This is a genomic window from uncultured Dialister sp. (genome assembly GCF_900538805.1).
Taxonomy (GTDB): Bacteria; Bacillota; Negativicutes; order Veillonellales; family Dialisteraceae; genus Dialister.
Window position 1 is genome coordinate 1 of record NZ_UPZP01000065.1, and the last position, 13,169, is coordinate 13,169.

Genomic DNA, 13,169 nt, shown 5'->3' on the forward strand with positions numbered 1-13,169 from the left:
AGGCTCCTTAAATAGCTCGCTATTCGCGTCGCCTCATTCCTTGCATTGCATAAAAATTCAAGAATAAAAGCAAACAATGAATTAATCAGCGCTTCCCTGGAAAAGAGCCATCGGTACGCACCAAGATTCTTCGCCGGCGCTTAGAATGACGAGTAGGGCGGGAAGGGAAGCACGTAACGCCTTGTGCCCCCTTTAGGGGTGGCAAGCGAACACGATTCGTAGGGGGAGCGATAGCGACCTGAGAATCGTGTGAGACGCTTTCCCGTGGAGAGAGGGCCACGAAGTGGCGCAGGGGTGCACTACGCTGCAAGCCAGAAAGATACTCCACGCTGCCCTGACTGCCAATCGGCAGCCTTCCCGCCGACTGGTATTTATCGACATTTCTTTCACTTGCGATTCTTAACGAGATCCTTCGCTGCGCTCAGGATGACAAGTGTCCGGCGGGAAGAAAATCCCGTAACGCCGACTATAAATTGCGGCGCTAGCCGCCACCACAACCCTCGGCCCGAAGGGCCGTCAAACCTAAGAGCCTTAAGAACCTTCGGCTCAGGGAGCCGTCAACCCTCACGCCCGTAGGGCGTGTCCATGGGCGATACCACAACCCTCGCAGCCACAGGCTGTGTCAAACTTAAGAACCTTCGGGGCGAAAGCCCCGTCCATCTTAAGAACCTTTCCCTTCTGAACCCGGGGCCGCACAGCGGCCCCTATTCCCTGAAATACCTCTTCGCCAGGTTCCAGGCGAAGCCGAAGGATTTCTGGAAAAGCCACAGGTACAGGGCCTTTTGGGGATGAATGAGCCAGTAGGCCTTTGTCACCGGTTCCAGGGGCTTTAATATATCCGGCACGGAAGAATCGGGCCTGGCTTTTGCAGTTAATATGTCCTTTGCCTTTGGTTTCATCTTTTTGGATACCGCAGCGGCCGCCAGGGCCAGGAGAAGCGCTTTCACCAGTTTTGACAGATTCATACATATCCCTCCTGTGCAAATCAGTTTCTTTTATTTATATGTATCATAGCAGATTCAGGGGTGGAGTTCAAAACGGGGTTTCTAGGGAAGCGCTGATTAATTCGTTATCGGATTTCATTCTTGTATTTTTATTTAATGCAAGGAATAAGTCGACGCGAATAGCGAGCTATTTAAGGAGACTTATGACGCAGCATTGGATAAAAATACTTATGAAATTCGATTCTGCGAATGAATCAGTGCTTCCCTAGGAAATCAAAAACTTTGTTGCATTTCGTCCGGTTGTGGTATACTTTTAAAGGGTGTTATCTGAAAGAAAAATATCCCGTTTTCTTTCTAAAAAATGATAGTTGGAGGATTTTATGAACGCTGATTCGAATGTATTGCTTTTGCCACTCTGCTTTTTCGGGTTATACATGATTCTGGAAGCAGCGGACTGGGGGCTGTGCCTTTCTGCCCCCCTGGTCTGCCGCAGCCGGGATGAAAACAGGGCGGTCCTTGGTCTCCTTCGTCCCTGCCTGGATGGCAACGAGCTTTGGTATTTCCTGGGCCTCTTCATGATGGGCGCTGCTATTCCCGGTGTTTCGGACAATCTGTTCCACACGGAAAATATCGTCCTCATTGTGCTGGTAGCAGCGGGAGCCCTTCTCCGCATGGCGGCTTCTCTTTTACGAAACCAGTTCAGCCAGCCGGCGGTGATGAAACTGATTTCCGCCTTTTCCTATGCGGCACTGGCGGTGATGGGGCTGGCGGGCTCTTCTCTTCTGATGAATGACGGCGCCAAATTTTCCATTCTTGGCATTTTCTGCGCTTTGTGGATGATTCTGGCCGCCTTCCAGCTGGGCACCCTGTACGGGGCGGTGAAGGCAGTGAATCCTTTGGCAGAACGGTTCCGCGCCGCTTTCCTGGTGTCCAGTGTGCTGAATGTGGTGGTCTATATCATTCTGGCCATTCTTTTGAAGAGTCACGCCGGTGATTCCAATACCTACGGCAGCTTCTTCTGGATCAGCCTGGTGGCAACGGCCATTCTTTTCGTGCTGGCTTTCTTCATGACCCGTATGCGTCACGTAAAGGTGGGGCTGGCAGCGGCTTATATTTCTTCCTTCTTTGCCATTGCCATTTACCTTTCCGCCTATGCCGCCGTGCTTCCTTCCCTTTTCACGGTGGAAGTGGACTCCCTGAAGCAGGCCATGGACGGCATGCCAAGTACGGCTCTTCTGGTCATTGCCTTCGTGTGGACCCTGGGATCTTTCCTGTGGCGGCAGATCCGGAAAAAGGAGTATTATGAATGGAAAGATCATATTTAATGGAGGCAGATACAGATGGGTGAACTTTTTAAGACACAGCATACCATTGATGAAATGCTGGACCGCATGGGCGTGAAAATCGTGCTGGATTCGGAGCATTTGACGGAAGAAGATAAGTTTGAAGCCGAAAAACAGGGCTCCTCGGTGGTCCTGAAAAAGGTGGAGAAAAAGGATTCCGAAGACAAGGGAAGCACTGATTAATTCGCAGAATCGATTTTCATATGTATTTTTATCCAATGCTTCGTCATAAGTTTCCTTAAATAGCAGAGAAATAATGTCCAAGGAGCTGTGAAAAACAGCTCCTTTTTGCATGCAGAATTTTTCCCATTGTCATTTTAAGATCGCGCAAGGAATGGCAATTCGGAGGGTGAGAGGAAAGAGGAAAGCACGTAACGCTGACTTCATACTTATCGCCGCAGGCGATACCACCACCTTTTGAACCCTCTGAACCTTTTTCGCCCCCTTCGCGGCAGCGAATACAACCTTTTTATACAACCTGCCGCAAAGCGGCGCCCCGTTCACGGCAAAGCCGTGTTTCTGCCCCCTTTATTTATATTTCCACTGGAACAATCATTCTGTTTTATGGTATAATGGGTCAAGAAAAAATGTTCTAGGAGGAAATATGGATATCGGAGAAAAGCTTGACATACTGGCAGATGCCGCCAAGTACGATGTGTCCTGCTCATCCAGCGGTTCTGCAAGGGCCAATGCAGGGGGACTGGGCAATGGTCATAAGAGCGGCATATGCCATACCTGGACTGCCGACGGGCGCTGTGTGTCCCTTTTGAAAATACTGATGACCAATTCCTGCATCTATGACTGCGAATACTGCGTGAACCGTCGGAGCCACGATACGAAAAGAGCCATGCTGACGCCGGAGGAAATCGTCATGCTGACCATCGAATTTTATAAAAGGAATTACATTGAAGGCCTTTTCCTTTCCTCCGGCATCATCCGCTCTCCGGACTACACCACGGAACTTCTCATCAAGACGGCCCGGCTTCTGCGGGAGAGGGAACATTTCAACGGTTACATCCACATGAAGGGCATACCGGGCACGGACAGGACCCTTCTCAATGAACTGGGACGGTACGTGGACCGGGTGAGCGTGAACATCGAACTGCCTTCGGAAAAATCTCTCCGCCTTCTGGCGCCTCAGAAAACAAGGAACGCCATCCTGAGCCCCATGAAATTTTTCAAGGAGTCCATCGAAGCCCACAGGGAAGAAAAGAAGCATTTCAAAAGGGCGCCTTCCTTCGTGCCCGCCGGGCAGACTACCCAGCTCATTGTAGGCGCCAGCGGCGAAAGTGACAGGCAGATACTCCTTCTTACCCAGGGCCTTTACCGGAAGGCATCGCTTAAAAGAGTGTACTATTCCGCCTATGTGCCGGTGATGAAAGGGAAGAACCTGCCGGCCCTTCGAAGGCCGCCGCTTTCCCGGGAAAACAGGCTCTACCAGGCGGACTGGCTCCTTCGGTTCTACCACTTCCAGGCAGAGGAAATCCTTACGCCGGAGGAACCGGATTTCGATGAGGAACTGGACCCCAAGTGCACCTGGGCTTTAAGGCACAGGGAGCTATTTCCGGTGGAAATCAACAGGGCCTCCTATGAAATGATTCTCCGTGTCCCGGGCATCGGCGTGAAAAGTGCCCTCCGTATCGTGAAACTACGCCGGTACGGAAACCTTTCCTTTGAAGACCTAAGAAGGGTGGGCATTGTCATGAAAAGGGCCCGCTATTTCATCACCGCAGGCGGCCGGTACTACGGCGGCATCTCCATTGATGACAGAAATCTCAGAAACCGCCTCGTATCGAAGACGGCAGTCCGGGAAGTGCGGGAAATGAGCCTTTTTGATACCCAGACATGAGGAAACAGACCATGTACTTTATTTATGACGGCACCTACCCCGGCTTTCTGTCGGCGGTTTATGAAATCTATCACTTCGGCACCAGCAGGCTGGAAGGCATTGCCCCGGATAACGGGGAAGGACAGCTCTTCGGCATGACCTATATGGTGGACACCCGCTACCTTCATGCGGAACAGGTGGCGGCGGCCTTTGAGAAAAAATGCGGCCGTGAGGCACAGCGCTGGATGTACCGCGCCTTCCTTTCCAACAAAGAGGGGAAAGAAATGAAGATTTTTTATTTCCTGAAGGAAGGCTTCAAAATGGGAAAGAAAATCTACACTCATCAAAAAGAGCCGTGGGTGCAGGATATTCTTGCCATGTGCCGGGCCGTGGGAAATGAAGCGGAAAAATTCCGCGGCATTCTCCGATTCAGTGAACTGGAAGACGGCATGCTCTATGCCGTCATGAAACCGGACCATGACATCCTGCCCATTCTGGCAGTCCACTTTAAAGAACGGTTCTCCCAGAAACGGTGGGCCATCTACGACAAAGGCCGCCACGAAGCGGCGGTCTACGAAAACGGACATCTCTTCATGGGCACCGTGGAGAAAGAAGAAAAGAACGTGAAATACAGCCAATCGGAAGAAGAACTCAGGCGGCTGTGGAGAAGCTACTATCGCCATATGGGCATCGAAGAAAGAAGAAACCCGGGGGAAAGAAGAAACTTCCTTCCAAAGAAATACTGGTCCCTCCTCACGGAAATGGAAGATCCCTATAATCGTGAGGATCTGCCGATGAAGATAGAAGATAGCACAGGTAGACGATAGAAGATAGAAGATAGAAGATAGAAGGTAGAAGGTAGACGATAGAAAATAGAAGATTTCGTTCGATATTGACTCTCACCAGCCACTAGGGAAGCGCTGATAAAATCGTTATCGGATTCCATTCTTGTATTTTTATTCAATGCAAGGAATCAAGTCGACGCGAATAGCTAGCTATTTAAGGAGACTGATGACGCAGCGTTGGATAAAAATACATATGGAATTCGATTCTGCGAATTAATCAGTGCTTCCCTAGCTCACTAAGGAATCCGGTTTCACAGGCCCTTTTCAAAATAAAACAGTTATCGCGTCGCAGAACGGATTTCATTGAAAAGCACTTGACTTGAAGTTTACTTTAACTTGTAGAATACTACCATCGATTTCATATAAGTACACGAAAGCAAAGGAGAATAAAATGAATAAGAAATGGACAGCCCTGGTGCTGGCTCTGGGCCTTGCTGCCGGTATGGCGGGCTGCGGAAATCCGGCAGCTCCTTCCTCCAGGCAGGCAGCTTCCGGTCCTGTGACGGAGACCATGAAGCCCTTCAATGTACATCAGGTGGTGGCAGCGGACAATGAAAAGGGAAGAACCGTGATGTGGGAAATGCCTGAGAGTAAGGAAAATTCCCTGGAATACCGGAAGAAAGGAACCGACACGATTTATACTGTTCCCGCTTCGGGAAAGGCACTGGCAGGGAACCGGGGCATTAAGAACGGCACCGTTTATACGGCGGAGCTGACCAATCTGGAAAAGGGGACGGCCTATGAATACAGGACAAGGGAGGAAAACAGGGTGAGCTCCTGGTATCCCCTTGCCACCGACGATGGCGGCGCCTTCAAGGTCATTGTCACCTCCGACTCCCAGAGCTCCGATTATTCCGACTGGAAAAACCTCATCCGGCACGCGGCGGATAATCACCGGGACACAGCCTTCATGATTGCCCTGGGGGACCTGGTGGACAACGGGGAAGACGAATACCAGTGGCAGACCTGGTTTGACAGCACGAAGGACATTCTCTCCCGCATTCCCGTGGCACCGGCTCTGGGCAACCACGAAGCCTACTCCCTGGACTGGAAGGAACATATGCCTGACCGCTACCTTACCCATTTCAACCTGCCGGATAATGGAAACAGGGATTTTAAAAACCACTACTATTCCTTCGATTGGGGCGATGTGCACTTCACCGTGCTGGATACATCGCTGAACGAAGAAAAAGAGTGGATGCCGGATTTGTATGAAAAAGAAAAGGTTTGGCTGGAAAAGGACCTTCGGGAAACAAAGAAAAAGTGGAAAGTGGTGCTCATGCACAAGGACCCTCTGCAGTACGGCTTTGCTGATGAAAGCCGGCCACACAGGGAAGAAGGGTTCTCGGAAGAAGGACAGTACTTTATGCCGGTATTCGATAAATACGGCGTGGACCTGGTTCTTTCCGCCCATCTCCACACCTACCGTGACAGAGGCCATATCTACGATTTCAAACGGTCCGACAAAGGCCCGGTGTATGTCATCGACGGTCTTTCCGGCAACGTGCGCTACCCGGGACTCTGGAAAAAGCACGAACTGGATGAATACGTGGCGCCCCAGCCGGAAACGGACAACTACTCCATCCTGGAAGCATCGGAGGACAAACTGGTCCTCACAGGCTATCTCCCCGACGGCACCAAACTCCATGAAACAGTGGTGAGGAAGGGGTAGGAGATAGAAGATAGACGATAGATGGTAGATGATAGATGATAGATGACATTTCAGCTGGAAGGAAATCCCGTAACGCCTTGCGCCCCCTTTAGGGGGAGAGGGCCACGAAGTGGCGCGGGGGTGCACTACGCTGCGAGCCGGAAAGATACTCCACGCTAACCTGACTGCCAATCGGCAGTCTTCCCGCCTATCGGGATTCTTTAGTGGGCTGGTGGGAGTCACCATTGCCATGTACCGAGATTCTTCGACTGGGGTCAGAATGACCGCTCCTGCGGGAGGGGAAGCACATAATGCTGCCGCCGCCACAATCTTTCTCATGCCCCCTGAGCGAAGCGAACCACAACCCTTTTATACAACCTGCCGCGGCAGCGGCGCCCCTTTGCGCCCTTGGGGCGCATTTTTATTTCCCGTGCACAATATCCCAGTTTCTAAGGAGCACTTTTTTCCCTCTCCAGGCGAAGGCGTAGTTTTTATAGGTTTTATCGAAGGAGCGGTTGGAAAGGGAGTCCATCATTTCCCTGGTGAGGGTGGGAATCCGGTTTTCCCGGATTTCAGGGAGCGGCGAAGGCGGCGCCTTCCGGTTAAAGGGGCAGCAGTCCTGGCAGGCATCGCAGCCAAAGATAAGGGGCGTTCTCCCTATGATGTTTTTTTCTTCTTCTGTGAGTTCTTCTTTTTTCTGGGTGAGGTAGGATTTGCAGTGCCAGGGATTGAAAGGTTCTTTTCCTATGATTTTTCCGGGGCACGCCTTTTCACAGAGATGGCAGTCACCGCAGGAAAGGGTGAGGGGCTTATCGGGAGTAAGGGAAAGGGTGGTGAGGATGGCACCGATGGTGACGTAGGAGCCGTACACCGGATGGATGAGGCAATGGTTCCTTCCGAAAAATCCCAGTCCCGCCGCGTAGGCCAGCCATCGGTCCACCATGGGGGAGGTGTCTGTCAAAGCTTTGCATTCTGCCTCCGAATACACTGCTTTCACGGCGATGATGATGCGCTCCATGTACCGGTGGTTTAGGCGGTGGTAGTCCTCCGGCCGGGCGTAGAGGGCAATATTTCCCCTTTCCCGTTCTTCCGTTTTGTAGGGAAATAGGATGACGAAGAAAGATTCTGCGCCGGGGAGGAGGGCTTCCGGAGACAGCCTTTTTTCTGCCTCCGTCGGCGCAAAGGGCACCGGGCCTGCCTGGGAGAGTCTTTCTGAAAGTTCTTCGGAAAAGTGAATGCTGCAGGCGCCGCAGGCGGTAAGGCCCATGGAGCGGGCGGTGTTCATGAAAAGTGTTTTCGGGTCCATGAAAATTCCTTTTGAAATCAATAAAAGCGGCGCCATCCGGGCGCCGCTGCTTTTTATTTTACCATTCGTTTGGCCAGAAGTTCACTGACCCGTTCCGTAGGCATGTCATCGCTGTCGTAGAGAAGGCCCTTGGGACTTTTGATAATGAGCCGGTCCATAAGGTTCTGGCTGATGAGGTCGTTGGTGGCGGACAGGAAGGCCATGCAGGCCTTGTCGTGATAGTCCTTGGTAATGAGCCTTGAAAGGCCGGGGGCCTTCAGGCGCTGCTGGAGGAAGAGCTGATGAATGGCCTTCCAGCTTTCCTTTTTCGGGCAGGCCCGAAGGAGGACGCAGATTTCATAGCCCATGTCCTTCAGATAGGAAATGTAGTCCAGGGTGTGGGCCACGTTTTCCAAAGAACCTTCCTGAAGAATATGGTACCTGCCTTCAGCGGCCCTCTTCATAGTGAGGTCTGACAGATATTTTCCCTGTTCCATGGAGAAGCAGGCGCAGTACTGGCCGTATTTCTTCATGAGTTCCCGAAAACGGGGGTGGAAGCCTCGGAAATTGTCACCCATGGACTGGATGATATTTCCGCCGTACTCTTCGATAATCATGGAAGACATGCGGGTCTTTCCGGAGCCCGGCTGTCCTGCAATGATAAAGGCCATGGGGTGCTTCTGCCCGCCCTTCTTGTTTTCCTTTATGGAAGGCCACACTGTTTTTTCAAAAAGTGCATCCATTTCAGCGGGGTCGAAAACACTTGCCTTCGCTGCCAGCTGGCGGGAAAACTTGGCGTTCACAGGACGGAAAATCTGGTCCGCCATGTAGCGGGTTTCTATATTATATGCTTCCTGGAGCATGCCCACCTGGGTGGACATGGGAAGACCGTGTCCCTTGCGGAGCTCAATGAGTGACATCTCGCGGATGGTGGTGCGCCAGAGACTGTAAAGACGGGACTCATCAGCCCTGTCGATTTCCACTTCATCTTTCATGGTCCAAAGCAGGTTGTGGATGGTGGTAAAAATCTCCGCATTCACTTCCAGCTGAATTCCCATGGGGGTAATTTCCGCAGATTCACTTAATTCGCTGATTGTCCGCTCGTCATAGGGCATAGCCTGACCAACTCCTTTTCAAAATACATATACATTCTTCTCCATCATAACAAAGAGCAGGGGATTTGTCTATGAAAGAAATAAAAGGGCCGACTTTGTCGGCCCGGGTTCAGAGGGTTCAAAAGGTGCAAAAGGTTCAAAGGGTGGTGGTAGGCGCCCTTCAAAATAAAGGGCGCCAGTATGAAAAAATGTACAACCGCCCTTGCGGACGAGGAAAAAGCCATCGAGGCAGCTCCTCCCAGTCGACTGGTATTTACTGGCATTGTTGTCACTTACTGTTTTTACCGAGATCCTTCGCTGCGAGGATGACAGTAGGAGGCGGGAAGGTAATCCCGTAACGCTGACTATAAAACTCATCGCCGTCAGGCGATACCTTCCCCTCTGAACCTTATGAACCCTCTGAACCTTATGAACCCTTTTTCTCAGCCCGCAGTTTCCCCAAATCCACTGCCATAGGCGTCATAAGCAGCGGTGATGCGTTCCAGGGGTGGTCGTATTTCACAAGGCATTCGGTGACTGATTCGTAGGCTGCTTTTGCCAATGCGGCGCCCAGTTCGGAGAAGGGGCCGGCGTCGGTGAAGGAAGGACCTTCAGGGTCGGTGATGAAGGTGACGCCGTCGGTACCTGTTCCGGTGGCGGGAAGGCCGTTGTTTACGTCGGCAATGCCCAAATCCTGCAGGGCGGCGGTCTTTCCTTCGGTGAGGGTGATGAGGGCTCTGGCCATAATGCCGTCAGGAAGGCTGCCCTTCAGAAGAACCATCATGTTAATGGTGCCTAAAGGAGCAAAGCTGCCCGCTTCTTCCCTGTAAAGGGCAGGGGAGGAGGCACGGCAGGCTGTCTTTTCCACGCCGCCGGTGGTGATGGCTTCCACCAGCACCGGCCCGGCCTCTATGGTTTTACGGGAGTAGAGACTTACGGTGGCGGCGGTGAGGAGGACGGCGCTTTCTTTTGGATTGGCGCCAAGGCTCCTGGCACATCCTTCCAAGTAGGCCGCCACGGAGCCGCCGGGAAAGTCCTTTTCCGACGGGTAGAACTCTGTGAGCCGGCGGTTTAATGCATAGCGGATGGTCCGAAAGCCGCCGCCATAGATAGCGGTGGAGAGGGAGCGGAGGGGCCGCTTTGAGGTAATGAGCAGATTGTCCGGGGATACGGAAAGGTGACATCCCGGAATGGCAAGTTCTATGTATTCCATGATTTTCTCCTTTAGGGAAGCGCTGATTAATTCTTCCTTAGCATGCGGGATATTGCTGTATATTTATAAAGGTTATTATACTGTAGGTCCCGGTATGATTGAAGTGAATCCGAAAATATGATACCATGTAACTGAATTTATGTCAGTGTAAGAGACAAGGAGATTTCATGGTTATTATTCCCTATATAGTGCTTGCTGCGGTGGCAGCGCTTTTCTTTGCGGTTTCTTATTTCGTTATCTGCGGTTTTCCTCTGAAGTCAAAGAAGAAGGAAGAACCGGAAACAGGCGGGGAAAAGAAGGAAAATATCCGGCCGACAGAAGAAAAGAAGCCCTCCTTTCTTCATAAGGCGAAGAAGGTGGACGATTCTACCCAGATTATCCCTGTGAAACCGAAGCGTCCTTCTCCTGTGCGTTTTGATGAGGAAGAAGAGGAAAAGACAAAAGTATTCACAAGAAAGGATTTTGGCGAATCCAAAGGGCAGGATGCTTTTTCTGCTTCCAGTGCCAAGAGTCCGTTCCCTCCGGAACCGGAGCCCTATGTGTTTAACGCGGCGCCGGACCTCAATTCTCTGGAGGAATATTTCGTCCGTCATTTCCTGAACCGCTACGGTGCGGTGTCATCTACGGTGGAGCAGGATACCCGCCGGGTGACCCAGCATCTCATCGAAGGACTCCACATGAAGAACAGGGAAGCGGTGGATACGCTGACCCACATTATGGTGCAGGAGGCTATGCAGAATGCCCAGCGCACTTATGTGATGATGCCTACGCCTACGGTTTTGGAAATGGTAACCGATGCCTTTTCCGATGTGGCAAGGGGCAGCCGTTCCGACACGAAGACCATACTTGCCTACGATGCACTGAAGGCCATGCCCCGCATGGAGGAAAGTGAATTCCATGCCCTGGCGCTTCTCCTCATTTTCCACTATTCCCGGAATACGGACAATGTGGATGCCGAGCATTTGAGAAAATATGCGGAAAAGTATATTACCCCCTTCCTTTACAAGCTGCCTGATGAGTACACAGGCTACCAGCAGCTGGAATATCTGCACTGCGTGTCCCTGGCCAATAAGGACATTCCCTTCGGTCAGGTGCTCCATGATTCCTATCCTTTGATTTTTGCTTTCCGGGGCTGCATGAAGAGCGAGCTGGCTTCGGTGTATGGCGCCTGGCCGGAAGGAACCCTGGTGCCCAGTCTGTATAATTCTTATATCAAGCCGGCGGCGGTGGATGAATCTACCCTGTCGGGCCTCTTTGACGACATGGGCCTGGATGATGAGGTGACAAGAAGAAGCGTATTGGCGCTGGTGGAATCCCGTCCTGTGAATTATGACAGGAAGGAAATGGGATATATTCTGGGCAGGGTATCTCCGGATCTGGAGAAACTGCAGAATATCTGGGATAACAGCATGATCCGCCGTTCTTCCCTGACCCTTATGGGCATGTATATTGCCAAAATCTGCATCCGTGAAACCATTGGGGAAGATTTCGACCTCAGCCACTGGATGTAACTCTACGATAAAAACTGCTTCCTTGGGCCGGTTGGCTTTGGATTGGGGATATTCAAAATCTGCCGCCCTGCGGCAGATTTTCTTTTGCCTAAAGAGCCCATGGAACGGGGGAAATGGATTTCATTTCCCCATGATTGATTATGGAAGCACTGATTCATTCGCAGAATCGAATTTCATAAGTATTTTTATCCAATCGACCTCATCAGTCTCCTTAAATAGCTCGCTATTCGCGTCGACTTATTCCTTGCATTGAATAAAAACACAAGAATGAAATCCGATAACGATTTAATCAGCGCTTCCCAAGGAATCCCATGACGAAGCAGTGCATACAATTTCTTATGAAAGTAAATTCTATATGTATGAATGAATCGGTGAATCGGTGCTTCCCTGAAAATTACCAATCAGAAGGAGCAGAAATGCTGAAATGATAGATAATTTACCAACCATTACGCAGATGGAATGCTTTATCATCTATGGACGGGTAGGCAATTTTGCCCGGGCAGCCCGGGAGGCCAATATTACCCAGTCCGCCTTCAGCGCCCAAATCAAGCGTCTGGAGTGCACCCTGGGGGTGAAGCTCATTGAACGGTCCCCCAGGGGCAGCCATTTGACCGAGGACGGGGAACGTTTTCTTCCCCGTATCAGGAAATGGATGGAGGGGCTTCGGGAAATCGTGGATGATATCCGTCCGGAGGAGGACGAACCGGTAGAACTGAATGTGGGCATCCTCCGCTCCCTGGGGGATATCCAGATGAACCGCCACGTGGCCCGTTTCCGCATGCTTCATCCGAACCTGCAGTTCAATGTATTCGACATGCCCACCTACCAGATTCACCAGGCCATGACGGAAGGACGGCTGGACGTGGTTTCCACCTATTTCGTGGAGAAGAGCCTGCCCGACGGGGCCAGTCGGGAGGATTATGCGGTGGTCCGCTTCTGCAGGGACAATATGGTATACTACGGGCCCCGCATGGATGTGGGAAAAAGTCTCCTCACCAGGGAGCAGATCCTATCCATGCCGCTGGTTCTCTATCCGTCCAGCTACTATATGAACCAGATTTACACCGATTATTTTATGGATGTTCCTATGAAATACAGGATTTCCGCCAGGCTTTCCTCTCCCTATGCCATTGTCCACTACTGCCAGGAAAATGAAGCCGGCGCTCTCCTGCCGGAGCGGCTGTTGAAAGCATTGGGGTGCACGGATGGCATATCAAGGCTTGCGGTGCCCCTTTTGGCAGACGGCTATCTCATTTACCGGAAGGACCACCCGGAGGCCTCTCTCATACGGGCCTATGTGAATGAGATACTGGCCAGCTTTCGCAGCAGGAAAACTAAGGGAAGCACTGATTAATTCATAGAGTTTGCTTTTATATAAGAATTTTTATGCACTGCTTCGTCATGAGGCTCCTTAAATAGCTCGCTATTCGCGTCGCCTCATTCCTTGCATTGCAT

At 51.4% G+C, this 13,169-nt stretch carries 11 protein-coding genes; 7 read left to right on the plus strand and 4 right to left on the minus strand.

Going from position 1 to position 13,169, the window contains the following annotated elements; genetic code table 11:
• Nucleotides 1-704: 704 nt before the first annotated feature.
• Nucleotides 705-965, minus strand: a complete 261-nt coding sequence (locus tag QZQ29_RS06545) for a hypothetical protein (protein ID WP_296961411.1) — start codon at nucleotides 963-965, stop codon at nucleotides 705-707.
• A 359-nt stretch (nucleotides 966-1,324) separates the two neighbouring features.
• Between QZQ29_RS06545 and QZQ29_RS06550 the strand changes: the two genes are divergently transcribed.
• The 5 genes from QZQ29_RS06550 (at nucleotide 1,325) to QZQ29_RS06570 (ending at nucleotide 6,632) form a co-directional block, all read left to right on the plus strand.
• Entirely contained in the window at nucleotides 1,325-2,269 is a 945-nt protein-coding gene (locus QZQ29_RS06550) for a cytochrome d ubiquinol oxidase subunit II (protein WP_296961413.1), read from the plus strand.
• Between the two features lie 15 nt (nucleotides 2,270-2,284).
• On the plus strand, nucleotides 2,285-2,470 hold the full coding sequence (locus QZQ29_RS06555; RefSeq protein WP_296961416.1) for a tryptophanyl-tRNA synthetase: 186 nt from the start codon (nucleotides 2,285-2,287) through the stop codon (nucleotides 2,468-2,470).
• A 421-nt stretch (nucleotides 2,471-2,891) separates the two neighbouring features.
• On the plus strand, nucleotides 2,892-4,136 hold the full coding sequence (locus tag QZQ29_RS06560) for a putative DNA modification/repair radical SAM protein (RefSeq protein WP_296961418.1): 1,245 nt from the start codon (nucleotides 2,892-2,894) through the stop codon (nucleotides 4,134-4,136).
• 11 nt (nucleotides 4,137-4,147) lie between these two features.
• On the plus strand, nucleotides 4,148-4,942 hold the full coding sequence (locus QZQ29_RS06565) for a TIGR03915 family putative DNA repair protein (RefSeq protein WP_296961421.1): 795 nt from the start codon (nucleotides 4,148-4,150) through the stop codon (nucleotides 4,940-4,942).
• A gap of 409 nt (nucleotides 4,943-5,351) precedes the next feature.
• Nucleotides 5,352-6,632 (plus strand): metallophosphoesterase family protein, encoded by a 1,281-nt coding sequence (locus QZQ29_RS06570; RefSeq protein WP_296961423.1) that lies wholly within the window; start codon nucleotides 5,352-5,354, stop codon nucleotides 6,630-6,632.
• Nucleotides 6,633-7,032: 400 nt separating this feature from the next.
• Here QZQ29_RS06570 and QZQ29_RS06575 read toward each other — a convergent pair whose 3' ends face one another.
• The 3 genes from QZQ29_RS06575 to QZQ29_RS06585 form a co-directional block, all read right to left on the minus strand.
• Nucleotides 7,033-7,917, minus strand: a complete 885-nt coding sequence (locus tag QZQ29_RS06575; RefSeq protein ID WP_296961426.1) for a QueG-associated DUF1730 domain-containing protein — start codon at nucleotides 7,915-7,917, stop codon at nucleotides 7,033-7,035.
• 53 nt (nucleotides 7,918-7,970) lie between these two features.
• Nucleotides 7,971-8,954, minus strand: coding sequence for a zeta toxin family protein (locus QZQ29_RS06580; RefSeq protein WP_296961428.1), 984 nt, complete (start codon nucleotides 8,952-8,954; stop codon nucleotides 7,971-7,973).
• A gap of 463 nt (nucleotides 8,955-9,417) precedes the next feature.
• Complete coding sequence (locus tag QZQ29_RS06585; protein ID WP_296961431.1) at nucleotides 9,418-10,203, minus strand: adenosylcobinamide amidohydrolase; 786 nt, start codon at nucleotides 10,201-10,203, stop codon at nucleotides 9,418-9,420.
• Between the two features lie 167 nt (nucleotides 10,204-10,370).
• Between QZQ29_RS06585 and QZQ29_RS06590 the strand changes: the two genes are divergently transcribed.
• Both QZQ29_RS06590 and QZQ29_RS06595 read left to right on the plus strand, forming a co-directional pair.
• Nucleotides 10,371-11,714, plus strand: coding sequence for an LPO_1073/Vpar_1526 family protein (locus QZQ29_RS06590; protein WP_296961434.1), 1,344 nt, complete (start codon nucleotides 10,371-10,373; stop codon nucleotides 11,712-11,714).
• 424 nt (nucleotides 11,715-12,138) lie between these two features.
• Entirely contained in the window at nucleotides 12,139-13,068 is a 930-nt protein-coding gene (locus QZQ29_RS06595) for a LysR family transcriptional regulator (protein WP_296961436.1), read from the plus strand.
• Nucleotides 13,069-13,169: the final 101 nt, after the last annotated feature.

What these genes read in the sequence shown, in the direction of transcription:
- QZQ29_RS06555 (WP_296961416.1), top strand. Translation starts at nt 2,285, where the DNA reads ATGGGTGAACTTTTTAAGACACAGCATACCATTGATGAAATGCTGGAC.
- QZQ29_RS06545 (WP_296961411.1), bottom strand. Translation starts at nt 965, where the DNA reads ATGAATCTGTCAAAACTGGTGAAAGCGCTTCTCCTGGCCCTGGCGGCC.
- QZQ29_RS06580 (WP_296961428.1), bottom strand. Translation starts at nt 8,954, where the DNA reads ATGGGAATTCAGCTGGAAGTGAATGCGGAGATTTTTACCACCATCCAC.
- QZQ29_RS06550 (WP_296961413.1), top strand. Translation starts at nt 1,325, where the DNA reads ATGAACGCTGATTCGAATGTATTGCTTTTGCCACTCTGCTTTTTCGGG.
- QZQ29_RS06590 (WP_296961434.1), top strand. Translation starts at nt 10,371, where the DNA reads ATGGTTATTATTCCCTATATAGTGCTTGCTGCGGTGGCAGCGCTTTTC.
- QZQ29_RS06560 (WP_296961418.1), top strand. Translation starts at nt 2,892, where the DNA reads ATGGATATCGGAGAAAAGCTTGACATACTGGCAGATGCCGCCAAGTAC.
- QZQ29_RS06595 (WP_296961436.1), top strand. Translation starts at nt 12,139, where the DNA reads ATGATAGATAATTTACCAACCATTACGCAGATGGAATGCTTTATCATC.
- QZQ29_RS06565 (WP_296961421.1), top strand. Translation starts at nt 4,148, where the DNA reads ATGTACTTTATTTATGACGGCACCTACCCCGGCTTTCTGTCGGCGGTT.
- QZQ29_RS06570 (WP_296961423.1), top strand. Translation starts at nt 5,352, where the DNA reads ATGAATAAGAAATGGACAGCCCTGGTGCTGGCTCTGGGCCTTGCTGCC.
- QZQ29_RS06585 (WP_296961431.1), bottom strand. Translation starts at nt 10,203, where the DNA reads ATGGAATACATAGAACTTGCCATTCCGGGATGTCACCTTTCCGTATCC.
- QZQ29_RS06575 (WP_296961426.1), bottom strand. Translation starts at nt 7,917, where the DNA reads ATGGACCCGAAAACACTTTTCATGAACACCGCCCGCTCCATGGGCCTT.